General features: G+C 57.0%; 24 protein-coding genes. 12 read left to right on the forward strand and 12 right to left on the reverse strand.

What is annotated here, in order from left to right:
* The first annotated feature begins 138 nt into the window (after nucleotides 1-138).
* Nucleotides 139-1,827 carry a long-chain-fatty-acid--CoA ligase FadD gene (fadD, locus tag ACSBQQ_RS04455; protein ID WP_033634834.1) on the forward strand — a complete coding sequence of 563 codons (1,689 nt, stop codon included), beginning with the start codon at nucleotides 139-141 and terminating at the stop codon, nucleotides 1,825-1,827.
* Between the two features lie 81 nt (nucleotides 1,828-1,908).
* Nucleotides 1,909-3,030 (forward strand): ribonuclease D, encoded by a 1,122-nt coding sequence (gene rnd, locus ACSBQQ_RS04460; protein ID WP_033634833.1) that lies wholly within the window; start codon nucleotides 1,909-1,911, stop codon nucleotides 3,028-3,030.
* A 237-nt stretch (nucleotides 3,031-3,267) separates the two neighbouring features.
* Here the strand turns inward: rnd and minE are convergent, their stop codons facing one another.
* Genes minE through minC form a run of 3 tightly spaced genes read right to left on the reverse strand, consistent with a single transcriptional unit; the run spans nucleotide 3,268 to nucleotide 5,074 of the window.
* Nucleotides 3,268-3,537, reverse strand: a complete 270-nt coding sequence (minE, locus tag ACSBQQ_RS04465; protein WP_004932303.1) for a cell division topological specificity factor MinE — start codon at nucleotides 3,535-3,537, stop codon at nucleotides 3,268-3,270.
* Nucleotides 3,538-3,540: 3 nt separating this feature from the next.
* Complete coding sequence (gene minD / locus ACSBQQ_RS04470; protein ID WP_016927452.1) at nucleotides 3,541-4,353, reverse strand: septum site-determining protein MinD; 813 nt, start codon at nucleotides 4,351-4,353, stop codon at nucleotides 3,541-3,543.
* A gap of 25 nt (nucleotides 4,354-4,378) precedes the next feature.
* A complete protein-coding gene (gene minC / locus ACSBQQ_RS04475) occupies nucleotides 4,379-5,074 on the reverse strand; it encodes a septum site-determining protein MinC (RefSeq protein WP_025303113.1) in 696 nt (231 codons plus the stop codon).
* A 136-nt stretch (nucleotides 5,075-5,210) separates the two neighbouring features.
* Here minC and ACSBQQ_RS04480 point away from each other — a divergent pair, with 136 nt between their 5' ends.
* From ACSBQQ_RS04480 to ACSBQQ_RS04495, 4 genes are all read left to right on the forward strand, one after another.
* Nucleotides 5,211-5,483 carry a YcgL domain-containing protein gene (locus tag ACSBQQ_RS04480; protein WP_033634832.1) on the forward strand — a complete coding sequence of 91 codons (273 nt, stop codon included), beginning with the start codon at nucleotides 5,211-5,213 and terminating at the stop codon, nucleotides 5,481-5,483.
* A 28-nt stretch (nucleotides 5,484-5,511) separates the two neighbouring features.
* Nucleotides 5,512-6,534, forward strand: coding sequence for a lytic murein transglycosylase (locus tag ACSBQQ_RS04485; RefSeq protein WP_039565772.1), 1,023 nt, complete (start codon nucleotides 5,512-5,514; stop codon nucleotides 6,532-6,534).
* A gap of 58 nt (nucleotides 6,535-6,592) precedes the next feature.
* Nucleotides 6,593-7,249 (forward strand): fumarylacetoacetate hydrolase family protein, encoded by a 657-nt coding sequence (locus ACSBQQ_RS04490; protein WP_033634830.1) that lies wholly within the window; start codon nucleotides 6,593-6,595, stop codon nucleotides 7,247-7,249.
* 119 nt (nucleotides 7,250-7,368) lie between these two features.
* The gene (locus tag ACSBQQ_RS04495) at nucleotides 7,369-7,815 is read left to right on the forward strand and encodes a YcgN family cysteine cluster protein (RefSeq protein ID WP_025159803.1); all 447 of its coding nucleotides are present in this window, start codon (nucleotides 7,369-7,371) and stop codon (nucleotides 7,813-7,815) included.
* A 676-nt stretch (nucleotides 7,816-8,491) separates the two neighbouring features.
* On the opposite strand, the gene dsbB is transcribed toward ACSBQQ_RS04495, so the two are convergent.
* Together dsbB and nhaB are read right to left on the reverse strand one after the other, a co-directional pair.
* On the reverse strand, nucleotides 8,492-9,022 hold the full coding sequence (gene dsbB, locus ACSBQQ_RS04500) for a disulfide bond formation protein DsbB (protein WP_033634829.1): 531 nt from the start codon (nucleotides 9,020-9,022) through the stop codon (nucleotides 8,492-8,494).
* A 120-nt stretch (nucleotides 9,023-9,142) separates the two neighbouring features.
* The gene (nhaB, locus tag ACSBQQ_RS04505) at nucleotides 9,143-10,708 is read right to left on the reverse strand and encodes a sodium/proton antiporter NhaB (RefSeq protein ID WP_033634828.1); all 1,566 of its coding nucleotides are present in this window, start codon (nucleotides 10,706-10,708) and stop codon (nucleotides 9,143-9,145) included.
* A gap of 243 nt (nucleotides 10,709-10,951) precedes the next feature.
* Here nhaB and fadR point away from each other — a divergent pair, with 243 nt between their 5' ends.
* The gene (gene fadR / locus ACSBQQ_RS04510) at nucleotides 10,952-11,671 is read left to right on the forward strand and encodes a fatty acid metabolism transcriptional regulator FadR (RefSeq protein ID WP_033634827.1); all 720 of its coding nucleotides are present in this window, start codon (nucleotides 10,952-10,954) and stop codon (nucleotides 11,669-11,671) included.
* Nucleotides 11,672-11,728: 57 nt separating this feature from the next.
* On the opposite strand, the gene ACSBQQ_RS04515 is transcribed toward fadR, so the two are convergent.
* Nucleotides 11,729-13,264, reverse strand: coding sequence for a SpoVR family protein (locus ACSBQQ_RS04515; protein ID WP_004932268.1), 1,536 nt, complete (start codon nucleotides 13,262-13,264; stop codon nucleotides 11,729-11,731).
* A gap of 298 nt (nucleotides 13,265-13,562) precedes the next feature.
* Here ACSBQQ_RS04515 and zinT point away from each other — a divergent pair, with 298 nt between their 5' ends.
* Nucleotides 13,563-14,213 (forward strand): metal-binding protein ZinT, encoded by a 651-nt coding sequence (gene zinT / locus ACSBQQ_RS04520; protein WP_033647622.1) that lies wholly within the window; start codon nucleotides 13,563-13,565, stop codon nucleotides 14,211-14,213.
* A gap of 46 nt (nucleotides 14,214-14,259) precedes the next feature.
* Here the strand turns inward: zinT and ACSBQQ_RS04525 are convergent, their stop codons facing one another.
* Entirely contained in the window at nucleotides 14,260-14,577 is a 318-nt protein-coding gene (locus tag ACSBQQ_RS04525; protein ID WP_060418882.1) for an antibiotic biosynthesis monooxygenase family protein, read from the reverse strand.
* Nucleotides 14,578-15,118: 541 nt separating this feature from the next.
* On the opposite strand from ACSBQQ_RS04525, the gene ACSBQQ_RS04530 reads away from it, so the two are divergent.
* The gene (locus ACSBQQ_RS04530; RefSeq protein WP_033647620.1) at nucleotides 15,119-16,423 is read left to right on the forward strand and encodes a D-amino acid dehydrogenase; all 1,305 of its coding nucleotides are present in this window, start codon (nucleotides 15,119-15,121) and stop codon (nucleotides 16,421-16,423) included.
* A 76-nt stretch (nucleotides 16,424-16,499) separates the two neighbouring features.
* Nucleotides 16,500-17,573: a catabolic alanine racemase DadX gene (gene dadX / locus ACSBQQ_RS04535; RefSeq protein WP_033647619.1), complete on the forward strand. Its 1,074-nt coding sequence runs from the start codon at nucleotides 16,500-16,502 to the stop codon at nucleotides 17,571-17,573.
* Between the two features lie 8 nt (nucleotides 17,574-17,581).
* On the opposite strand, the gene ACSBQQ_RS04540 is transcribed toward dadX, so the two are convergent.
* Nucleotides 17,582-18,775, reverse strand: a complete 1,194-nt coding sequence (locus ACSBQQ_RS04540; protein WP_033647617.1) for a multidrug effflux MFS transporter — start codon at nucleotides 18,773-18,775, stop codon at nucleotides 17,582-17,584.
* A 77-nt stretch (nucleotides 18,776-18,852) separates the two neighbouring features.
* On the reverse strand, nucleotides 18,853-19,413 hold the full coding sequence (locus tag ACSBQQ_RS04545) for a 3'-5' exonuclease (RefSeq protein WP_060421360.1): 561 nt from the start codon (nucleotides 19,411-19,413) through the stop codon (nucleotides 18,853-18,855).
* 141 nt (nucleotides 19,414-19,554) lie between these two features.
* On the opposite strand from ACSBQQ_RS04545, the gene ACSBQQ_RS04550 reads away from it, so the two are divergent.
* Nucleotides 19,555-19,707 (forward strand): hypothetical protein, encoded by a 153-nt coding sequence (locus ACSBQQ_RS04550; protein ID WP_223479875.1) that lies wholly within the window; start codon nucleotides 19,555-19,557, stop codon nucleotides 19,705-19,707.
* An 11-nt stretch (nucleotides 19,708-19,718) separates the two neighbouring features.
* Here ACSBQQ_RS04550 and ACSBQQ_RS04555 read toward each other — a convergent pair whose 3' ends face one another.
* Nucleotides 19,719-20,201, reverse strand: a complete 483-nt coding sequence (locus tag ACSBQQ_RS04555; RefSeq protein ID WP_033647616.1) for a hypothetical protein — start codon at nucleotides 20,199-20,201, stop codon at nucleotides 19,719-19,721.
* 225 nt (nucleotides 20,202-20,426) lie between these two features.
* Here ACSBQQ_RS04555 and ACSBQQ_RS04560 point away from each other — a divergent pair, with 225 nt between their 5' ends.
* Entirely contained in the window at nucleotides 20,427-20,720 is a 294-nt protein-coding gene (locus ACSBQQ_RS04560; protein WP_060427957.1) for a hypothetical protein, read from the forward strand.
* A gap of 267 nt (nucleotides 20,721-20,987) precedes the next feature.
* Here ACSBQQ_RS04560 and ACSBQQ_RS04565 read toward each other — a convergent pair whose 3' ends face one another.
* Together ACSBQQ_RS04565 and ACSBQQ_RS04570 are read right to left on the reverse strand one after the other, a co-directional pair.
* Entirely contained in the window at nucleotides 20,988-21,164 is a 177-nt protein-coding gene (locus ACSBQQ_RS04565) for a GhoT/OrtT family toxin (RefSeq protein WP_033634815.1), read from the reverse strand.
* A gap of 804 nt (nucleotides 21,165-21,968) precedes the next feature.
* A complete protein-coding gene (locus tag ACSBQQ_RS04570; RefSeq protein ID WP_049196095.1) occupies nucleotides 21,969-22,247 on the reverse strand; it encodes a hypothetical protein in 279 nt (92 codons plus the stop codon).
* Between the last annotated feature and the right edge of the window lie 45 nt (nucleotides 22,248-22,292).

The following is a 22,292-nucleotide window of genomic DNA, read 5'->3' on the forward strand; positions in this document are numbered from 1 at the left end:
TCCGACAATTAGTGACGTACATCGCAACCTGAATAATGTTTAAAACCTGCACTGGTCTGCTGAGTTAAAATATTGTTATGGTTAGGCTGCGAGTTTGAGGCTGCGATGATAATTAGTAATGATTTCAGGAGTAATACCTTGGATAAGGTCTGGTTAAAACGGTATCCGGCAGATGTGCCCGCAGAGATTGATGCCGATCGCTATTCGTCGTTGATCGAAATGTTTGAGCATGCCGTGCAGCGCTATGCCGATCAGCCCGCCTTTATCAACATGGGCGAGGTGATGACCTTCCGCAAACTGGAAGAGCGCAGCCGGGCTTTCGCGGCTTACCTGCAAAATGAACTGGGCCTGAAGAAGGGCGACCGCGTCGCGCTGATGATGCCTAACCTGTTGCAATACCCCATCGCCCTGTTCGGCATTCTGCGCGCCGGTATGGTGGTGGTTAACGTCAACCCGCTGTATACCCCGCGCGAGCTGGAACACCAGTTGAACGACAGCGGCGCCAGCGCCATCGTCATCGTCTCCAACTTTGCCCATACGTTGGAAAAAGTGGTGTTCAACACTCAGGTCAAGCACGTGATCCTCACGCGCATGGGCGATCAGCTTTCGGCCGCCAAAGGCACGCTGGTCAACTTTGTGGTCAAGTACATCAAGCGCCTGGTGCCTAAATATAACCTGCCGGACGCCATTTCATTCCGCAGCGCGCTGCAGCGCGGACGCCGTCTGCAATATATAAAGCCGGACATCATTAATACCGATTTGGCCTTCCTGCAATACACCGGCGGCACCACCGGCGTAGCGAAAGGCGCGATGCTGACGCACCGCAACATGCAGGCCAACCTCGAACAGGCCAAAGCCGCCTACTCGCCGCTGTTCCGTGAAGGGCAGGAACTGGTGGTGACGGCGTTGCCGCTGTACCACATTTTCGCGCTGACGGTGAACTGCCTGCTGTTTATCGATCTGGGCGGGCGCAATTTGCTGATCACCAACCCGCGCGATATTCCGGGGCTGGTGAAGGAGCTGGGCAAATACCCGTTCACCGCCATGAGCGGGGTGAATACCTTGTTCAACGCGTTGCTGAACAACGAAGAGTTCCACAAACTCGACTTCTCCACGCTGCGTTTCTCGGTCGGCGGCGGCATGTCGGTGCAAAAAGCGGTGGCCGAGAAGTGGGAGAAAACCACCGGCAAACACCTGCTGGAAGGCTATGGCCTGACGGAGTGCGCGCCGCTGGTGGCCGGCAACCCTTACGATCTGAAACACTACAGCGGCAGCATCGGTTTGCCGGTGCCGTCGACGGATATTCGGCTGTTGGACGACAATGGCCAGGATGTGCCGCCGGGAGAACCGGGCGAACTGTGGGTCAAAGGCCCGCAAGTTATGTTAGGCTATTGGCAACGCCCGGAAGCTACCGACGAAGTGCTGAAAGATGGCTGGTTGGCGACCGGTGATGTGGTGACCGTGGACGAGCAGGGGTTTGTGCGCATCGTCGACCGTAAGAAAGACATGATCCTGGTCTCTGGTTTCAACGTTTACCCGAACGAGATCGAGGACGTGGTCAGCCAGCATCCGAAGGTGCTGGAATGTGCGGCGATCGGGGTACCCAGCGAGGTCTCCGGCGAGACGGTGAAGATCTGCGTGGTGAAGAAAGACGCCTCGCTGACCAAGGAAGAGCTGTTGACCCATTGCCGTCGGCACCTGACCGGGTATAAAGTGCCTAAAATTGTTGAGTTCCGCGATGAATTGCCGAAGTCGAACGTCGGCAAGATTTTGCGGCGAGAACTGCGCGATGAGCTAAAAACGCCGAAACCGGCCGATGCCGCCTAGGTTTCGCTCTTGCGCCTGACTATCGACAACGCCGGTGAATGCCGGCGTTGTTGTGTTTGAATCCTACAAGAGAATGATGTTTTGAATTATCAGTTGATCACTACCGATGCCGGATTGCAGCAGGTCTGCGAGCAGGCGAGAAAGCATGCCCAGATTGCGCTGGACACCGAGTTTGTCAGAACGCGCACCTACTATCCGCAGCTGGGCCTGATCCAGCTCTACGACGGTGAACAACTCTCCCTTATCGATCCTCTGCCGATCAAGCAATGGCAGCCGTTTGTCGACCTGCTGGCCGATACCGCCGTGGTGAAGTTCCTGCATGCCGGCAGTGAAGATCTTGAAGTGTTTCTCAACGCCTTTAAAACGCTGCCGACGCCAATGGTCGATACCCAGATCCTGGCGGCGTTTACCGGCCGGCCGCTCTCCTGCGGTTTCGCGACGCTGGTGGCGGAGTATATGAAGGTTGAGCTGGACAAGAGCGAGTCGCGCACCGACTGGCTGGCGCGTCCGTTGACCGAAAGGCAGTGCGTGTACGCAGCCGCCGACGTGTTCTATCTGCTGCCGATGGCCAAACAGCTGGTGCAGGAGACCGAAGAGGCCGGTTGGACCGCGGCGGCTAACAACGAGTGCCTGCTGCTGTGCCAGCGCCGCAGCGAGGCGCTGGCGCCGGAATTGGCCTATCGCGAAATCAGCAATGCCTGGCAGCTGCGCCCGCGTCAGCTCGGTTGTTTGCAGAAGTTGGCAGAATGGCGGCTGCGCCAGGCGCGCGAGCGCGATCTGGCGGTGAACTTCGTGGTGCGTGAGGAAAACCTGTGGCAGGTGGCGCGCTATATGCCGTCTTCGCTGGGAGAACTGGATTCGCTGGGCCTGAGCGGGCCGGAGATCCGTTATCACGGTAAAACGCTGCTGGCGCTGGTGGCGGAGGCCGAAGCGCTGGACGAATCCGAGCTGCCGGCGCCGTTGGCAAACCTGATCGATCAGCCGGGCTACAAGAAGGTGTTCAAAGACATCAAGGCGGCGATCGCTACCGTCAGCGAGCAAAGCGGGTTGAGCAGCGAACTGCTGGCATCCCGTCGCCAAATTAACCAATTGCTGAACTGGCATTGGCAACTGAAAGACGGCGAAAGTCGCCCTGAATTAATCAGCGGCTGGCGCGGCGATCTATTAATGGCACCGCTGCAGGACATCCTGAAAGATTATTAATCGCTGATTATCACTAGGGCAGGGTAGGGAAACTCTGCTCGGGTGAATATAGGCAGGAAATAATGCGTTGAATGTAAATCTGGCCAGAATTTACTTTAAACGAGGCGGCGGCAAAGTTAATTGGGAATAGTCCCAAAGGGAAAAATCGCTTTTTTGCTGCCGATAAAGCTTAATAACTGGATGCACATACAGTTACCCCCTGCATAAAATATACAGGGGGTAATTAATGCGTCGCAATCATTTAGCTGCTTCTTCCGATTCCGGTAATGTCACGTTAAGTTCAAGTACCGAAATATCGTCCCCTTTCTGCTCGAACTGCACGTGCAGCATTTCAGGATCGATCTGAATGTATTTGCAAATAACCGCCAGAATATCGCGTTTCAGATCAGGCAGATACGGGGGCTCACTGTCCCCGCGACGACGCTCTGCGACGATAATCTGCAGCCGTTCCTTGGCTATATTGGCTGTCTGTTTTTTGCGGGACAGAAAGAAGTCTAATAAGGCCATGGTTTATCCCCCAAAAAGGCGTTTCAGGAAACCCTTCTTCTCTTCTTCAATGAAGCGGAATGGGCGTTCTTCCCCCAACAAGCGGCAAACGGTATCGTCGTACGCCTTACCGGCGTCTGACTCGGCATCCAGAATGACAGGCTCACCCTGGTTGGAAGCGCGCAGCACGGACTGGTCTTCCGGGATTACACCCACCAGTGGAATGCGCAGGATTTCCAGCACGTCTTCCATGCTCAGCATGTCGCCACGGCTGACGCGGCCCGGGTTGTAACGGGTCAGCAGCAGGTGTTCCTTGATGGGTGACTCGCCTTTCTCGGCGCGGCGTGACTTGGAGGAGAGGATGCCCAGGATACGGTCGGAGTCGCGTACCGAAGATACTTCCGGGTTGGTGGTGATGATAGCTTCGTCGGCGAAATACAGCGCCATCAGCGCACCGGTTTCGATACCGGCCGGTGAATCGCACACCACGAAGTCAAAATCCATCTCGCCGAGATCGTTGAGAATTTTTTCAACGCCTTCGCGGGTCAACGCGTCTTTGTCGCGTGTCTGCGAAGCAGGCAGGATATAGAGGTTTTCAGTGCGTTTGTCTTTGATTAACGCCTGATTCAGCGTGGCATCGCCCTGAATCACGTTCACGAAATCATACACTACCCGACGTTCGCAGCCCATGATCAGGTCAAGATTACGCAGGCCGATATCGAAATCGATCACGACGGTTTTCTTGCCTTTCTGGGCCAGGCCGGTAGCGATGGCCGCGCTCGAAGTGGTCTTGCCAACGCCCCCTTTACCCGATGTAACAACAATAATGCGTGCCATGAAATGGATTCCTTGTCAAAAGGGCTTAATTTAAAGGTTGTATGGTTAAAGCGTTATCCAACAGGCTGAGTCGTACGGCCTGCCCGACGTAATCGGACGGGATTTGGTCGCTCAACCAGTACTGCCCTGCGATAGAGACTAGCTCAGCCGCCAGGTGGGTGCAAAAAATCTGACATTGCGTGTCGCCTGACGCGCCTGCCAGTGCGCGACCGCGCATCATGCCGTAGACATGAATGTTGCCGTCGGCAATCAGTTCGGCGCCGGCGCTGACGCTGCTGGTCACGATAAGATCGCAGTTGCGGGCGTAAATCTGTTGGCCGGAACGGACAGGCGTGCTGATGATGCGCGTTTTGGCGGGGGCGTTATCCGCCACCACGGGCGCAGGTGCAGGCTCCGGCGCCGCCATTTTCTGGCCTTTGCCTTCGCTCAGCAGCGGCAGCCCGGCGCGGGCTATCGCGCGCTTTTGACGCTCATCTCTGCAACCGCTGATACCCACAACGCGCAGACCTGCTGCCGCGACAGCCTGTTGAAGTTCTTTCCAGTTCGCATCGCCTTCCAGCGTTGCGACGTTGATAACAACAGGGGCGTTTTTCAGAAAAGCGGGCGCTTGCTCAACTTTTTCCTGTAACGCCTGACGTATTACCTCGGGCTGCGAATTATGCAAATGAACAACCGATAGGGTAAAACTGCTGCCTTTTAGCTCAATTGGCGATTGTGACATCTATCCTGACTCAGTCTCAGCAACTTTAAATCCCCGGAATACCACTCGGGGTGCGATATTCCGATGTACTATAAGCATGTTATAGTCAGAGTTATATCCAGGCAAGACGCTCCCTCAATTAAATAGAGTTAAAAAAATGCTTTGTGTGATCTATAGAAGCCCGAAACGCGATCAAACTTATCTTTATGTCGAAAAAAAAGACGATTTCTCTCGTGTGCCAGAGGATCTGATGAAAAGTTTCGGCGTGCCGCAATTCGCCATGATGCTTTCGCTCGATGAGCGCAAGAAATTGGCCTCGGCGGATATCGAAAAGGTGAAGCAGGCGTTGAAAGACGAAGGCTATTACCTGCAGTTCCCGCCGCCGGTTGAAAACCTGCTCAATCAGCATCTGGCGGGCGACAAGGCCTGAAACAGTCGCCACGGCCAAGGGAGGCGCGATGACACGTTCGGCGAGAAGAACCGTATTGGCCGCTTGGCTGGCGCTGGGCGGTGTGCTGATGCCCGGCGCGCCGCAGGCGGCTCAGGAGACGACGCTGGCGGCGAGCGGCCGCGATCCGGCGCAGTTCCCGGCGTATGTCGAGCAGCTCAAGCGCCGGGCGCGGGAACAGGGCATCAGCCAGGGCACCCTTGACCGCGCTTTTGCGCAAATCCATTTCGTCGATCGGGTGATCAAGGCCGATCGCAATCAGCCGGAGCAGAAAATTACCCTGGACGACTACCTGCGGCGGGTGATGTCGCCCGTCAAGATGCGTCAAGGGCGCGAACTGTATCGGCAGCGCCAGGCGCAATGGGCGCGCGCCAGCGAGCGCTACCGGGTGCCGGGGCGCTATATCATTGCGCTGTGGGGCATGGAGAGCGCCTACGGCAAGATTCAGGGGCGGGAAGACGTGGTGTCCGCGCTGGCGACGCTGGCGTTTGAAGGGCGCCGCGAGGCCTTTTTCAGCCAGGAGCTGATGGCGGCGTTGCAGATAGTCGAGCAGGGGCACGTCGGCGATACGCCGCTGAAAGGCTCCTGGGCCGGCGCGATGGGGCAATGCCAGTTTATGCCGAGCTCTTTCTTGCGCTACGCGGCGGACGGCGACGGTGACGGGCGCATCGATATCTGGAATAACATTGATGACGTCTTTGCGTCTACGGCCAGTTATTTGTCCAAAGAGGGCTGGCAGCCCGGTATCGGCTGGGGGCGCGAGGTTAAACTGCCCGCCGGTTTCAAGCGATCCGAGCTGGGGTTGAAAGACGCGCAGGCGCGCAGCGTCAACGCCTGGCAACAGCGCGGGGTGCGTCGTGCGGATGGCAGTGCATTGCCGCATGCCGTCCAGCGCGGTTGGATCATCGCGCCGGATGATCTCCAGGGGCGGACGTTCCTGGTCTATGATAATTTCCGCACCCTCATGCACTGGAATCGCTCTTACTATTTCGCCATCGCCGTGGGTATGATGGCGGACGCGATCGGGCATTGATCCGGCACACCAATAATCGGCTTGGCGCGCCAAGCCTCCACAGTTTGGGAGAAGCGGTATGTATCAACATAGAGACTGGCAGGGTTCGCTGCTCGATTTTCCGGTGAACAAGGTGGTTTGTGTCGGCAGCAACTACGCCGATCACATCAAGGAAATGGGCAGTGCGGTTTCCGTCGAGCCGGTGGTGTTCATCAAACCGGAAACGGCGCTGTGCGATATTCGTCAGCCGGTGGCTATCCCCAAAGAGTTCGGTGCGGTGCACCATGAGGTGGAGCTGGCGGTATTGATCGGCACGCCGTTGAAACAGGCCAACGAAGACCGCGTTGCGCGGGCGATCGCCGGCTACGGCGTGGCGCTCGATCTGACGCTGCGCGATCTGCAGGCGGGTTTTAAAAAGGCCGGTCAGCCGTGGGAGAAGGCCAAGGCTTTCGACGGTTCCTGCCCGATGTCGGGGTTTATCCCGGTGGCGGAATTTGGCGATCCGCAAAACGCCGAGCTGTCATTGACCGTCAACGATCAACTGCGCCAGCAGGGCAATACGCGTGACATGATCACGCCGATCCTGCCGCTTATCAGTTACATGAGCCGTTTCTTCACGCTGCGCGCCGGCGACATCATCCTGACCGGCACACCGCAGGGCGTAGGCCCGATGGCCTCCGGCGACATGCTGAAAATCAGCCTGAACGGCAAAATGCTCAGTACCCGCGTGATCTGATCTCTCGCCGCCGGCGCCGTCGGCGGCAAAGCTTGCATCTTGCGGCTAAAATGTCTATATAGTCCCCCCTCGAACCTGTGCGCAGGTGACTTATCCATTTACCGAAACCGGACGCTAACATGTCACAACTCGCTTTTTGGCAACAGAAAACGCTGGCGGAAATGTCAGAACAAGAGTGGGAATCGCTGTGCGACGGGTGCGGGCAATGCTGTTTGAATAAGCTGATCGACGAAGATACCGACGAGATTTATTTTACCAACGTAGCCTGCAACCAGCTCAACATCAAATCCTGCCAATGCCGCAACTACGAGCGGCGCTTCGAGCTGGAAGAAGACTGCATCAAACTGACGCGCGAGAACCTCACCACCTTCGATTGGTTGCCGCCGACCTGCGCCTATCGCCTGATCGGCGAAGGCAAGCCGCTGTTCCCCTGGCATCCGCTGCTGAGCGGCTCCAAGGCGGCGATGCACGGCGAGCGCATCACGGTGCGGCATATCGCGGTGCGCGAGAGCGAAGTGGTGGACTGGCAGGACCATATCCTCAACAAGCCGGACTGGGCCAGATAAAGGCGGGCGCCTGCAGGGCAAAATGGGGCTTCATGCAAGAGGGCGGCGTGTTCAGACATGCCGCCCTCTTGCATTATTGAGCTAACGATTTTAATCATTGGCGTGCGAATGGCGTTGACGCTCGAGGCCGGACAGAGGGAAATTTCAACATTTGATTCAAGGATGATAGGGGCTTGCGTAATAGGAGGTAGGGGGAAAAAAGCCCCTGCAAAGATGAGGGGCAAGACACACAACAACACCAGGGAAATCGGTAGTACTCACTTTGCCGATACTATAAGGATTTTATGGGTAAACTTCACCAAAATATTGTGCTCTGAATGTGACAAAGGTGCAGTCGTTCATAAGTAACGGTAATTTATTGATGCCTGAAGGTAGGGAGGGCCGCGCTGGCGCAGCCTGTTTTTACCCGCCGGCGTCGCAGAAGTTTAATGTTATGTAAATTACGCGCTTAACCGCGCCAGGATGCTTCTTTTCAAACGATAAGTTGGGTAATTTGGCCGCTCTCCCGCAAGTTCGAGAGTATAACAATGAAAATGGTCCGTCTGTTTGCCGTGGCTGGAGCGCTGATCGTGCTCGTTTACTTCCTTACACATACCTGAGAGGGTTTTATCTCGGAATGTGACAGCAATACCTAAAAAAACGGCGCCTTTCGGCGCCGTTGTTGTTTGTCAGCCGATCAGCGGCCGAACAGATCGCGGCGACGTGGGCGAACAAATTGTGCGATCAGCACAATCAGCGCCACCAGCAGATAGGCGCCGAAGATGCCGACCAGCCACTGTGGCATTTCCAGCGTCAGGAATTGCCATTGGCGCACGGAGCAGTCGCCGGAAGCGTGGAACACCGCCGGCAGCCATTTGTCCAGCGGCAGCCACGAAGGGAAGCTCACGAAGAAGTCGCAGGTATTGAACGGCGAAGGGTGCAACTGGATCATGGTGTGCTTCCACGCCAGCTGGAGGCCTTCCCAGGCGCTGTAGATCCACAGCAAGATCGCCGCGTAGCGCAGCGGGGTTTTCGGCGCGATGGCGCCCACCAGAGATGCACCGAGAATGCCGAACAGCGCACAACGCTCATAAATGCACATCACGCACGGCTGCAGCAGCATAACGTGCTGAAAATAGAGCGCGACCAGTTCCAACACCAACGCTGTCAGGGCCATTAGCAGCCAGGCGCCGCGTCCTTGTGAACAGCGGTTAAAGAATTGCAACATATCTAGATTCTTCCATGCAGTAAGCAATTGAACCGGCAGTGTAAACCAATTCCTCCTCGCTGCCAGCCTCCTGGGCTGGATTCAGCGTAAAAATAGTCGGTTCACCCTGCCGGCACCGTCTCAGTGGCCGACGGCGTCGATGGGCGGCAGCGTCAGCCAATGCCACTGGGTCAACAGCTCGGTCGCCGGTTCCAGCGTGAACTGGACGCACAGCAAGCCAACCACCGTAAGCACCACCGTATAAGGCAGGGCCATCCACACCATGCGGCCATACGACAGACGCACCAGCGGCGCCAATGCCGACGTCAGCAGGAACAGAAACGCCGCCTGCCCGTTAGGGGTGGCAACCGATGGCAGGTTGGTGCCGGTATTGATGGCGACCGCCAGCAGCTCGAACTGCTTCAGCCCGATAGCGCCGGTTTCCAGCGCGGTGCGCGCCTCGTTGATGTAAACCGTGCCGACGAACACGTTGTCGGAAACCGACGACAGCAGGCCGTTGAACAGATAGAACAGCGAAAGCTGAGAGGCGGGCTCGGCGCGCAGCACGAACTGGATCACCGGGCTGAACAGGTGCTGTTCGATGATCACCGCGACCACGGTGAAAAACACCGTCAGCAGAGCGGTGAACGGCAGCGCTTCCTGGAACGCTTTGCCGATGGCGTGCTCATCGTTCACGCCGCACAGGGAGGTGGCGAGCACGATCACCGACAGGCCGATCAGCCCCACTTCCGCCAGGTGGAAGGCCAGCGCCAGCACCAGCCAAACGCCGATCAGCGCCTGCATCACCAGTTTGAGCCGTTCTTGCTTGCTGCGGCCCGCGGTGGCCTTGCGGTCATACTCTTTCAGCACGTCGCGCACCGCCTCCGGCAACTGCGCGCCGTAGCCAAACAGGCGAAAACGTTCTACCAGCCAACAAACCAGCAGGCCGCACACCAACACCGGCAGCGTGACCGGCGCCATACGCAGGAAGAAATCGATAAAGCCCCAGCCCGCGTTTTTGGCGATGATCAGGTTCTGCGGCTCGCCCACCATGGTCATGACCCCGCCGAGCGCGGTGCCGACGCCGGCGTGCATCAGCAGGCTGCGCAGAAAGGCGCGGAATTGCTCCAGCGTCTGTTTACGCTCTTCACCGGCGAAATCGCTGTCATCGCCGATGTCGCCATCGGGGCGATTCGAGGTCACGTTGTGATAGATGGAATAAAAGCCGGTGGCCACGCTGATCACTACCGCCACGACCGTCAGCGCGTCGAGGAAGGCGGAAAGTAAGGCGGCGGCCAGGCAGAACGCCAGCGACAGCAGCGTTTTCGAACGGATATTGAGCAGCAGCTTGGTGAACACGAACAGCAGCAGCTGCTTCATAAAGTAGATGCCGGCCACCATAAAGATCAGCAGCAGCAGCACTTCCAGGTTATGTTCGATTTCCTGCGAAACCTGCGCCGGGCTGGTCATGCCGATGGCCACCGCCTCCAGCGCCAGCAGGCCGCCCGGCAGCAGCGGATAGCATTTCAGCGCCATCGCCAGGGTAAAGATGAACTCGACCACCAGCAGCCAGCCCGCGATAAACGGGCTGGCGAAAAAGAACACTAGGGGGTTGATCGCCAGAAAAATGAGAATGGTCAGTTTGTACCAGTCGGGAGATTGCCCCAGAAAATTTTTGAGCAGGGCGCTGCGCAAGGTTGTTTCCATTGTCCTTTATGCATCCTTAAATCAGTCGTAGCACGTACCCTAACAATGCGGCGGGGGCGGGCGCAACCGGAGCTTGTTTTACGGCGGCAAATTTCTGCCGGCCGGTGTTTTTGCTCGTTTTTTGCCACGTTATGCACACTTTCGTTTATTGTTTTTCGCTCACGCTATGTCATGTCAGCGCGATCTGGTATGATGAGCTGATTACTTTTACTGATTTTATCGTCGCAACGGAACGTCAAACACATGGTCATAAAGGCGCAGAGTCCTGCCGGTTTCGCGGAAGAGTACATTATTGAGAGTATTTGGAATAATCGCTTCCCCCCTGGCTCTATTTTGCCCGCGGAGCGTGAGCTTTCGGAGTTGATTGGCGTCACGCGCACCACGTTACGTGAAGTGTTGCAACGTCTGGCCCGCGATGGCTGGTTGACCATTCAGCATGGCAAACCGACCAAAGTGAACAATTTCTGGGAAACGTCCGGCCTCAATATCCTTGAGACCGTAGCCCGTCTCGATCACAAAAGCGTCCCGCAGCTGATCGATAACCTGCTGTCCGTGCGCACCAATATCGCGTCGATCTTTATTCGCGCCGCGGTGCGCAATCATCCTGAGCAGGCGCAGGAAGTGCTGGCGAAAGCCGCCGAGGTGGAAGATCAGGCGGACGCTTTCAATCTGCTCGATTACGAGATCTTCCGCGGTTTGGCGTTCGCTTCCGGCAACCCGATCTACGGCCTGATTTTCAACGGCCTGAAAGGGCTGTATACCCGCGTGGGCCGTTACTACTTCTCCAACCCGGAAGCGCGCAAGCTGGCGCTGGCCTTCTACAGCAAGCTGTCCACGCTGTGCCATGAGAAGCTGTACGACCAGGTGATGGATACCGTGCGCAACTACGGTAAAGACAGCGGGGCGATTTGGCAGAGCATGCAGGGCACCATGCCGAGCGATCTGACCGAAGCGCGTCGCTAATCGCGTGTCGATGAAATAACGAAGGGCGCCATGCGGCGCCCTTCGTCGTTGTGGCGGTTACAGCGGCGTCGGCCGCGGCGGGCAGCGATCGAGCAACTCCACGCTGCCGTCTTCGTTTTGCTGTTCGAGGATCACGTCGAAGCCCCACAGGCGATGCAGGTGCTTCAACACGTCGCGGCGGCTCTTATCCAGCGGTGCGCGTTCCTGTGGGATGTAGCGCAGCGTCAGCGAGCGGTCGCCGCGCAGATCCACGTTCCAGATCTGAATGTTCGGCTCGTGATTGCTCAGGTTGTATTGCGCCGACAGCTCCTGGCGGATCGCCCGGTAACCGGCCTCGTTGTGGATCGCGGCAATTTCCAGATAGTTGTTGCGATCGTCGTCCAGCACGGTGAACAACCGGAAATCGCGCATCACTTTGGGCGACAGGAACTGGCTGATAAAGCTCTCGTCCTTGAAGTCGCGCATGGCGAAGTGCAAGGTGTCCAGCCAGTCTTTGCCGGCGATGTCCGGGAACCAGTAGCGGTCTTCTTCGGTTGGCGACTGGCAGATTCGCTTGATGTCCTGGAACATGGCGAAGCCCAGCGCATAAGGGTTGATGCCGTTATAGTACGGGCTGTTGTACGGCGGCTGATACACCACGTTGGTGTGGCTGTGCAAAAACTCCAGCATAAACCGCTCGGTCACACGGCCCTCGTCGTACAAATGGTTGAGGATGGTGTAGTGCCAGAAAGTGGCCCAGCCCTCGTTCATCACCTGAGTCTGTTTTTGCGGATAAAAATACTGGCTGACTTTGCGCACGATGCGCAGCACCTCACGCTGCCAGGGTTCCAGCAGCGGCGCATTTTTCTCGATAAAATAGAGGATGTTTTCCTGCGGCTCGCTCGGATAGCGGCGCGCCTGCTCCGGCGACTCTTCACGTTCGACGCGTGGCAGGGTCTTCCACAGCGTGTTCACCTGGCTTTGCAGATACTCTTCGCGGCTTTTCTGGCGTGCTTTCTCTTCCACCAGTGAGATTTTCTGCGGGCGTTTGTACCTGTCGACCCCGTAGTTCATCAGCGCGTGGCAGGAGTCCAGCAGCCGCTCCACTTCATCGACGCCGTAGCGTTCTTCGCACTGGCTGATGTAGTGGCGGGCGAACAGCAGATAATCGACGATGGAGCTGGCGTCGGTCCAACTGCGGAACAGATAGTTATTCTTGAAGAACGAGTTGTGGCCATAGCAGGCGTGCGCCATCACCAGCGCCTGCATGGTGATGGTGTTCTCCTCCATCAGGTAGGCGATGCAGGGATTGGAGTTGATGACGATTTCATACGCCAGCCCTTGCTGGCCCTGTTTGTAGCGCTGTTCGGTTTCGATGAATTTCTTGCCGAAGGACCAATGGGTATAGTTGATCGGCATGCCGACGCTCGAATAGGCGTCCATCATCTGCTCGGAGGTGATCACCTCGATCTGATGGGGGTAGGTGTCGAGCCGGTAATGCTTGGCGACGCGGTCAATCTGCTCCAAATACACCTGCAGCAGTTCGAACGTCCAGTCCGGTCCATCGCTCAGACGTTTGTCATCCTTGACCTTTTCATGTGTTGAAGTAGTCATCAGCGCACCCTCATTATTCACGGGTCTTGCTCAAACGGCAGACCCTGTATCAAGCATAGTTCAAGTCATAATTAACCATTGCAAATCAGTGAAATAAAAATGCCGGTACGCAAGGGAGCGAGCGGCGGTCAATTTGACGCCCGTCCCGGCAGAAAGCGCCTCAGCACCTGGCTCCCTCTCCGAGTATAGCCTTGCGGCAAGGGCGCGCAACACACTGCCTGCTGCGCGACAGGGATTGAAAAATGTTATGTTATATTGTAACTTTTAATTTTTCTCAATAACGGACAAGGAGCGCATTTTGGCGAGGCATTTTGGCAAACTGGCGGTGGCGCTGGCCGCACTGTTTATCAGCGGGCAGGCGTTTGCCCACGGGCATCATTCACATGGCAAGCCGCTGACGGAGGTGGAAAAAAAAGCGGAGGCGGGCGTGTTCGACGATAAGGACGTCAAAGATCGCAATCTGGCGGATTGGGAGGGCGTCTGGCAATCCGTGTATCCTTATCTGCTCAATGGGGATCTTGACCCGGTGTTCAAGAAGAAAGCGGCAAAGGATAAGAGCAAGACCTTCGCGGAAGTAAAAGCGTATTACCGAAAAGGGTATGCTACCGATGTGGATACCATCGGCATTGAAAACGGCGTCATGGAGTTTCATCGCGGCGACCAATCCAGCGCCTGTCAGTATAAGTACGCCGGGCATAAGATCCTGACGTATGTCTCTGGTAAGAAGGGCGTGCGTTATCTGTTCGAATGCCAGGATGCCGGCAGCCTGGCGCCGAAATTCGTGCAGTTCAGCGATCATATTATCGGCCCGCGCAAATCGGCACATTTCCATATCTTTATGGGCAACACGTCGCAGGAAGCGTTGCTGAAAGAAATGGACAACTGGCCGACTTATTACCCATTCCAACTGCAGACTAAAGAAGTCGTGGACGAGATGCTGCATCATTGATGCCACTCGCTCCCGTCACCACAAGCCCGCTTATGTGGGCTTGTGCTCAGTCAAACGGTCTGATTTGCAGGTAATCGTCCGTCACTGCCATTTCAAATAATGTTTCATCCGCCAACAGGGTCGCCCGCATTCGCTCCCGGGCTTGCCGGTAGCGTTCATCCAACTGAATATCACCGGCGTTTTCCCATGCAGCTCGGCTTGGCCATTGCGCATAGCCGATAAACTTCCCGCTCATATCTCGATGCAGGCGCGAGCCGAGGCTGCCGCGCTGCAGATAGATCCCTTGGGTCAACTCAAGCCAGGCAAGGCGAAAGGCGTGTTCGTGCCCGGTTTTGACTGAGAACCGGTAGATGGCGATGAACATAAGGGGTTCTCCAGAAAAGCGACAATGTGAACTTTAGGATCTGCTTCTGGCTTCAACGTTCATATCGTGCTGCCGCGTTCAACCTAAACGGGCGGGGCTAAGGGCTCGGCTGTTTTAATCCAGTAGTGAAAACAAGGTTAATTTTTTGCCGAAATTTTACGCGTTTTTTCTGCTGCGGGGAGAGGGGATTCATTTTGTCTGTTATGTTGGTATTTTTTATTTTATCGGTTTTTTATTCTGTCTATGTGTTGGCTGATGTTTTTATATTCTGTTAAATCAATGTTGCTTATTACGCCTTTTTTGACTGCTGTCATTGATAGCATTGCTATCGATTCAGCAGCGGTCTGACGCTATAATCCCTTCTAAACCGCATCTTATCGCTATTTACGAGCGGCTATTGCAAATGCTCGGCTCATCGACGATAAATTAATTGTGAATATTGTCACGTTTGATGACGAAGTTGTTGGACGGATTTTTTCACTGAGTTAATTTCCTGTGAGCAGAAGATTATGCTTTGTGAGGCCTTGGGCTGGAGTCAGCGATGCGAGTGGTAATTTTAGGTAGTGGAGTGGTGGGCGTAGCCAGTGCCTGGTATTTGGCGAAGGCGGGGCATGAGGTGACGGTGATCGATCGTCAGCCAGGTCCGGCACTGGAAACCAGCGCGGCGAACGCCGGGCAGATTTCACCGGGTTATGCCGCACCCTGGGCGGCACCGGGCGTGCCGCTGAAGGCCATCAAGTGGATGTTCCAGCGCCATGCGCCGTTGGCGATCCGCCTCGACGGCAGCAGCTTCCAGCTGAGCTGGATGTGGCAGATGTTGAAAAACTGCAACACCGAACACTACATGACCAACAAAGGCCGCATGGTGCGCCTGGCGGAATACAGCCGCGACTGTATCAAGGCGCTGCGTCAGGAGACCGGCATCCAGTACGAAGGTCGCCAGGGCGGCACGCTGCAGCTGTTCCGCACCCAACAACAGTTCGAAAACGCAGCGAAAGACATTGCGGTATTGGAAGATGCCGGTGTGCCTTACAGATTGCTGGAAGCCGGCCAACTCGGCAGCGTCGAGCCAGCGCTGGCGCAGGTGGCGCACAAGCTGACCGGCGGCCTGCAGCTGCCGAACGACGAAACCGGCGATTGCCAGCTGTTTACGCAGCAGCTGGCGAAAATGGCGCAGCAGGCGGGCGTAACCTTCCTGTTCAACCGCAGCGTTGACCGCCTGCTGGTGGAGGGCGACAAGATCGCCGGCGTGCAGTGCGGCGAGGACGTGTTTAAAGCCGACAGCTACGTGGTGGCGTTCGGTTCGTATTCCACGGCGCTCCTGCGCGGCCTGGTTTCTATCCCGGTTTATCCGCTGAAGGGCTATTCGCTGACCATTCCTATCACCGATGAAGCGGCGGCGCCGTTCTCCACGGTGTTGGACGAGACGTACAAAATCGCCATCACCCGTTTCGATCAGCGCATCCGCGTCGGCGGCATGGCGGAGATCGTCGGTTTCAATACGCAGCTGGAGCAAAAACGGCGCGAAACGCTGGAGATGGTGGTGCGCGATCTCTACCCGAACGGCGGTAGAGTGGAAGACGCGACGTTCTGGACCGGCCTGCGGCCGATGACGCCGGACGGTACGCCCATTGTCGGCCGCACTTCGCTGAAGAACCTGTATCTCAATACCGGGCATGGTACGTTGGGCTGGACGATGGCCTGCGGTTCCGGGCAGTTGTTGTCCGATCTGATGTCCGGCATTACGCCGGCGATCCCTTCCGATGATCTGGCGGTGGCGCGTTACAGCGCCGGGTTTCGCCAGCAACACGCGGTTCCGCTGAACGACGTGCATCCCGCGCGTTAATCGTCGACGCTGTCATAGACTTTCCCGGCCACGCGCAGGCGCGCGTGGCCGCTGTACGCTGCCCCAAGGAGAAGCGATGCCCCGTCCGATAACCGCCACGATGCATCTTGGCGCAATTGAAAATAACCTGCAGGTGGTGCGCCGTTTCGCCCCCGGCGCCAAAGTCTGGGCGGTGGTCAAGGCCAACGCCTATGGCCACGGCATCAAACACGTTTGGCGCAGCATGGCGCAAACCGACGGCTTCGCCATGCTGGATCTGGCCGAAGCGGTGCTGCTGCGTGAGTCGGGTTGGCAAGGGCCGATTCTTCTGCTGGAAGGTTTCTTCCAGCCGCAGGATTTGGCGTTGCTCGATCGTTATCGCCTGACGACGGCGGTGCACAGCGACTGGCAGCTGGCGGCGATCGCCGATGCCACGCTGAGCGCGCCGCTCAATGTCTATCTGAAAGTGAACAGCGGCATGAATCGGCTGGGGTTCGCACCCGAGCGGCTGCACGAGGTGTGGCGCAGGGCGCAGGCGATTGCCAACATCGGCGAGCTTACGCTGATGAGCCATTTCGCCACCGCCGACGGCCCGGAAGGCGTGACCCAGCAGATGGCTACCATCGAGGCGGCCGCTGCCGATATCCCGCTGCCGCGCTGCCTGGCCAACTCGGCCGCCACGCTGTGGCATTCTTCGACCCACGGCAGTTGGGTACGCCCTGGGATCATTCTGTATGGCGCTTCGCCGAGTGGGTGCTGGAATGACGTTGCGGCGACGGGGTTACAGCCGGCGATGACGCTGAGCAGCGAGATCATCGGCATTCAGCAGCTGAAGTCTGGCGATCGCGTGGGTTACGGCGGCCGTTACAGCGCCGCCGGCGCGCAGCGTATTGGCGTGGTGGCCTGCGGTTACGCCGACGGCTATCCGCGTCATGCGCCGACCGGCACGCCGGTATGGGTTGACGGCGTGCTGACGCGCACCCTGGGAACGGTATCGATGGATATGCTGGCGGTGGATCTGACGCCCTGTCCGCAAGTCGAGCTGGGCGCCGAAGTGGAGCTGTGGGGGAAACGCCTGCCGGTGGACGAGGTGGCCACGGCGGCAGGGACGTTGGGCTATGAGCTGCTGTCGGCGTTAGCGGCGCGGGTGCCGGTCGCCATTGAAGCCTGAGCCGCGGCTCAGGCGACTTTTCTGATCTGCCCTTTAATCTGCTTGCTGAGCCGCCGCGCGTGCAGCGCCAGCAGGCAGCCCGCCAGCATCACCAGCGCCAGCGACAGCTTCGGTTGCAGCGGCAACGCCATCGCCACCAGACCCAGCGCGGCACCGCCCGCCATCTGCACGAAACCGACCAGCGCGGACGCGACGCCGGCCTCATTGGAATACGGCTCCAGCGCGTAGCTGGTGGCCGGGCCCATCACGAATGCCAACCCGGCGCAGGCGCTGGCGACCGGCAACATATACGCCAGCCAGTGCGCTTGCGCCGTCGCGGGCAGTAGCATGACGCCCAGCAGCAGGCCCAGGCAGCCCAGCCCCATCAACATGCCGCCGGTCGCCAGACAAACCGGGCGGCCGACCTTGTGGATGATGCGGTTGGCGAAGAAGCTGACCAGCATGATCCAGAAACCGTTGGCGCCGAACACCAGCGAGAATTGCAGCGGGGTCAGGCCGGCGGTGCCCATCAGCACGTTCGGCGCCAGAGAAACGTAGGTCAGCGCCATGCCCATCGCCCCGGAGTTCACCACCGCAAAGGAGAGGAAACGGCGATCGCTGAGGATGCGCGCGTATTGGCGCACCGGCAACCCTTTGACCGGCACGGTGTCGGCAGGGCGAGTTTCCGGCAGGCGCAGCGCGATCAGCACCAACACCAGCAGCGCGTAGCCGACCAGGAACCAGAAGGGGGCGCGCCAGCCGAAGGCTTCGGCGAGCAGGCCGCCGAGCAGCGGCGCCAGCGCAGGGATGATGTTCAGCGTGCCGTTGAGAAAGCCGAAAGCGCGGGCGGCATCGTCGCCATTCAGGCGATCGCGCACGCCGCTGAAGGCGACGACAGCGGTGCAGCAAACCGCCACCCCTTGCAGCAGACGCGAAGCGATGAAAATCGTCGGGCTGGTGGCCAGCGCCGCCATCGCGGCGCCGATCATGTAGAGGATAATGCCGGCCAGCGCCACCGGCTTGCGGCCATAGTTATCCACCAGCGGCCCGGCGATGACCTGGCCGAGGCCAAGCACCAGAATAAACAGTGAAATGGTGGATTGGATCAGCGCTTCGCTGCTGCCCAGGCCGACGGCAATGGCGGGAATGGTCGGCAGGTAAAGATCGATGCCTAATGGGCCGAGCAGCACCAGGCTGAGAAGCATAAACAGAAACTTTTGCATAACAGGAAAGGCACGTCCAAGTGACAAAGAGGGCTAGAGTAGAGACTCTGGCGGCAAATGAAAAGGGGCAAAGCGGGTCAGCGCTGCGCCCCTTGGCGGTAATAGAGCGCCGAGACGGTATCGGCCACATAACGGGCCTGGTGGCGAGCATCATCCAGCGCGCGATGCGGCATACCTTCGAACGGGCGGGCTTTTTTCGGGTTAAAGCCGTGCAGTTCCGCCAGCGTGATCACCGTGCGCACGTCCTGGGTATCCCAGAATTTCCACGGGCAGGGCATTTCAAATTGCTGGAAGGCGTGTTCGAGGATCGCGCAGTCGAACTCTTTGCCGTTGCCCCAGACTTTCACCGTGTCGGTGCTGTTCATATGGATAAAGCGGCTGAGGCTGCTCAGCACGCGTTTCAGGCTCTCGGTGCCGCTGAAGGCCTGTTTGCGGGCCTCATCGGACTGTTTCGCCCACCAGGCGACCGTATCCAGGCTAATGGTACGGCCCGGCTGGTCTTTCTGGCTGCTGACGGCGGCTTCGAATTCGGCGCCCAGCTCCCCGGTTCGGGGATCGAAAAACACCGCCGCCACCACCAGAATGACGGCGCTGGGTTTTATATCCAGGGTTTCAATGTCTAACATCAGATGGTGCATCGGCGTATCCGGCGGTTGCGTGGTGGCTTAATGTTACTACAGAACGTGCGCCGATGAGGGCTGTGTACGCATGAAATCCTTTTAAAGCGCCGCGTTCAGGTTATGATATTCGGGATACTCTTGTCAGGTTGGTCGCTATCGGTGAGAACGCTTATCTTTATTCTGTGCATGGTCGGCTACTTGCTGCTGCTGGGCTACCTTGGCATGTTCGTCACGGACAAGATCTGTGAGAAGGCGGGTAACTACACTAAAATCTGCCGTATCGTAGACATTTCCGAACCGCACATCCCCTAATAGCCCCCTGTTTATCCCAGATAGTCGGTGGTAATCAGCGGCGTCAGGATGGCCGCCAGCGCCGTGAGCGCTCCCCATTGCCGCCAGCCCAGCCGCGCCAGCCAGTCATGCCGCTGCGGCGGCGTGGCCAGTTGCCCGACGGCCACGCCGCCGGTAAGCAGCAGCGTCAGAATCAGCAGCACCAGGCCACGGCTCACCAGCGTGAACTCAACATGCAGCACATTGGCGTAATACAGGCGCATCAGAATAAAATAGCTGAGCAAGACCCAGGCGAAAACGACGTTCTTCTTGAGCACCTGCTGCAGCATCAGCGCGAGGAACAGGCTGTGAAACAGCGACAGCAGCGGGGCCTCGATCGGATGCCGAACGCAGACGTTGTAGACCGCCATGTAAATGTTGAAAACCAGCAGGCTATAGATCACGTAAATATACCAGCCGTAGATGACCTTGAGCTTTTTCGGGTTCGGCGGCAGAGAGAGTGCGTCCGGTTTCATTAATGCCTCCTGATGATGCCATGCGAACGCTGCGGTTGAAGGCGGCGCGGCGACATCGTAATTTAAAATCCACAGGGTATATATCACCCGAGCGCTAAATGACAATTAAACGCCGGATCGGCTTTATTTCCGCGTTTGCCTGGAACTCTTTTGCGCTTGCGGGGTCGATTGGCGTGTGAACGCCTGGCGGTGTTCGCACCACAATGGAAGACGTAATACATTGATATGAAAGATTATAAAAACACCTCGGGCACAAAAATCCTGCTGCTGTTCAGCCTGGCGTTTTATACGTTGTTGCCGCCGTTGTTGACGGCGGCCGTGTTTGACCGTTTCAATCTTAACCCGTTTGCGATCGTTAAATTTTTCCACTTTAACCCGTTTTCAGCCGATCGGGGCATACCCGGTTATCAGACGTTCTTCTACTTGCTGATGTTATGGTTGGGGTTGAATATTTTTCTCTGGCTGCTGGTGTGGAGCGCAGGGCGGCTGTATCAACGCTGGCGTGCGCCGCGCGGCTGATATTTTTCCAGGGGGGAAGAGTTACGCAGGGAAATGACTTTACATTCAATAATGAGACGTATTATCATTTGAATCGCCGGTGAGGGGAAAAGGGTTGTCTCCTTCTGTGCCCCCCGATCCGGCACGACATTGCTCACATTGCTTCCAATTTTCATGCCAGCCTTGCGCTGGCGTTTTTTTATCCCGTGCCAAAAATCCACTGCGCCGGTGGTCGGCCTCTTTTCATTAGCATGCCTGTTTAAAAACCCACGCGAGGTATTGGGGGCGTCAGAACAGCGAAAACAGCAACACCACCGGCAGGCTTAACGGCCAGGTTAACCCGATGGTCAGTGCGCTGATACAGCGAATTTTGACGGTGTCCCGGCTAACCAGGTAGGTGAAAATCATAGAAACTAACAGGCCGATAAAATAACAGTATTGCGTTGCAACCCACAGCGACGACATGAAACCCGATCCCAGTTGTATTTTTACGCGCGAATTCTAGGAGCTTGGCGGGTGATAATCAATGACCAAAGGCCGTTTATTCAAACCTTTATCCATAAGAATGCATAATTTATTTCTATAAAGAACGTAGGGTTATTAACGGTCTTACGTTTATTACCAAAAGAAATCAACAGTATAGTTACCGGTAACATTTCGCGTCAGGCAAACCCTCTTTCTGGAGGTGACTCCCCTAAGTAGTAAAAGAGCCGGTGAAGGGGGGAACGCGATGGGGGTTATGACTCATAAAAATTAATGATGTATTGGCGGACGGACGGCTAAGGTGAGCTGGCGTGGGTTTGGCGGTACGTGAACCCTTCAGGCGCCGGTTTTAGCGCATCTGTCACGATGCGCCGCCAGCCGGCCAGGGAGGGGGATTGTGGACGTTGCGGGTTTAATGAATGTTAAGACCGTAGACGAACAGCCACGAAAACAGCAGCGCCAGCAGGCATGCCATAAAAACAATGGAGATCATTTCCTTCACAACTTCATTCCTTTTCCCGTTGGGCTAAATTTACTTCTCTTTGTTTTTGCGCGAAATTTTAGATCGACATGGGTAAAAATCCTAGTTTTAATCGTTTTTTTCTCCACCCTTGCGGCGTAAGCCGTTTCGATAAGGCCGTGGCGACGCCGGAAAACCGGGAACGCTAACTCGTCGTTGCCATTGCTGAACGCCTGAGGCTGACTATAGAAAATGGGGACTGCGTGGCGCCGAAGGCAGCCACGCGCCTCCCTTAAGGGGAGCCATTCATCTGTCTACGGCGCAGTCTATGAGATGAAGGAGTCGGCAATGAGCACGCAACCCATTATCGTGCTGGTACGCTGATTCTGGGACGGCGTCGCGCAGGGGATATTCGACGATTCATTCGGTGGAAATGCGTTGACCTCGCTGGTTTCCACGCCGATGAGGTGGCGGGTTTGATTGATGAGGCGGCCGGCGCGAAATACAGCAAGGGCAGAAAGGGTTTTCGGACTAAAAGATGACATTCTGCGGCAGGCTATCCCTTCGCTGATATCGCTATCGATATTAATAATCAACAGCATCATCGACACGACGGCGGCGGCAATAATGGCGTAGATGCCTGCCTTACG

It is taken from the genome of Serratia sp. G204Y (genome assembly GCF_051172435.1).
GTDB classification, from domain to species: Bacteria; Pseudomonadota; Gammaproteobacteria; order Enterobacterales; family Enterobacteriaceae; genus Serratia; species Serratia sarumanii.

Bases quoted from the DNA above. Each gene is read 5' to 3' on its own strand.
- ACSBQQ_RS04525 (WP_060418882.1), bottom strand. From the start codon at position 14,577: ATGTTCATCGCCATCTACCGGTTCTCAGTCAAAACCGGGCACGAACAC.
- nhaB (WP_033634828.1), bottom strand. From the start codon at position 10,708: ATGGAAACAACCTTGCGCAGCGCCCTGCTCAAAAATTTTCTGGGGCAA.
- ACSBQQ_RS04555 (WP_033647616.1), bottom strand. From the start codon at position 20,201: ATGAAACCGGACGCACTCTCTCTGCCGCCGAACCCGAAAAAGCTCAAG.
- ACSBQQ_RS04480 (WP_033634832.1), top strand. From the start codon at position 5,211: ATGCTTTGTGTGATCTATAGAAGCCCGAAACGCGATCAAACTTATCTT.
- ACSBQQ_RS04495 (WP_025159803.1), top strand. From the start codon at position 7,369: ATGTCACAACTCGCTTTTTGGCAACAGAAAACGCTGGCGGAAATGTCA.
- ACSBQQ_RS04515 (WP_004932268.1), bottom strand. From the start codon at position 13,264: ATGACTACTTCAACACATGAAAAGGTCAAGGATGACAAACGTCTGAGC.
- ACSBQQ_RS04485 (WP_039565772.1), top strand. From the start codon at position 5,512: ATGACACGTTCGGCGAGAAGAACCGTATTGGCCGCTTGGCTGGCGCTG.
- minE (WP_004932303.1), bottom strand. From the start codon at position 3,537: ATGGCCTTATTAGACTTCTTTCTGTCCCGCAAAAAACAGACAGCCAAT.
- ACSBQQ_RS04540 (WP_033647617.1), bottom strand. From the start codon at position 18,775: ATGCAAAAGTTTCTGTTTATGCTTCTCAGCCTGGTGCTGCTCGGCCCA.
- ACSBQQ_RS04530 (WP_033647620.1), top strand. From the start codon at position 15,119: ATGCGAGTGGTAATTTTAGGTAGTGGAGTGGTGGGCGTAGCCAGTGCC.
- ACSBQQ_RS04570 (WP_049196095.1), bottom strand. From the start codon at position 22,247: ATGATGCTGTTGATTATTAATATCGATAGCGATATCAGCGAAGGGATA.
- minD (WP_016927452.1), bottom strand. From the start codon at position 4,353: ATGGCACGCATTATTGTTGTTACATCGGGTAAAGGGGGCGTTGGCAAG.
- ACSBQQ_RS04545 (WP_060421360.1), bottom strand. From the start codon at position 19,413: ATGCACCATCTGATGTTAGACATTGAAACCCTGGATATAAAACCCAGC.
- ACSBQQ_RS04490 (WP_033634830.1), top strand. From the start codon at position 6,593: ATGTATCAACATAGAGACTGGCAGGGTTCGCTGCTCGATTTTCCGGTG.
- dadX (WP_033647619.1), top strand. From the start codon at position 16,500: ATGCCCCGTCCGATAACCGCCACGATGCATCTTGGCGCAATTGAAAAT.
- dsbB (WP_033634829.1), bottom strand. From the start codon at position 9,022: ATGTTGCAATTCTTTAACCGCTGTTCACAAGGACGCGGCGCCTGGCTG.
- ACSBQQ_RS04565 (WP_033634815.1), bottom strand. From the start codon at position 21,164: ATGTCGTCGCTGTGGGTTGCAACGCAATACTGTTATTTTATCGGCCTG.
- fadR (WP_033634827.1), top strand. From the start codon at position 10,952: ATGGTCATAAAGGCGCAGAGTCCTGCCGGTTTCGCGGAAGAGTACATT.
- ACSBQQ_RS04560 (WP_060427957.1), top strand. From the start codon at position 20,427: ATGAAAGATTATAAAAACACCTCGGGCACAAAAATCCTGCTGCTGTTC.
- minC (WP_025303113.1), bottom strand. From the start codon at position 5,074: ATGTCACAATCGCCAATTGAGCTAAAAGGCAGCAGTTTTACCCTATCG.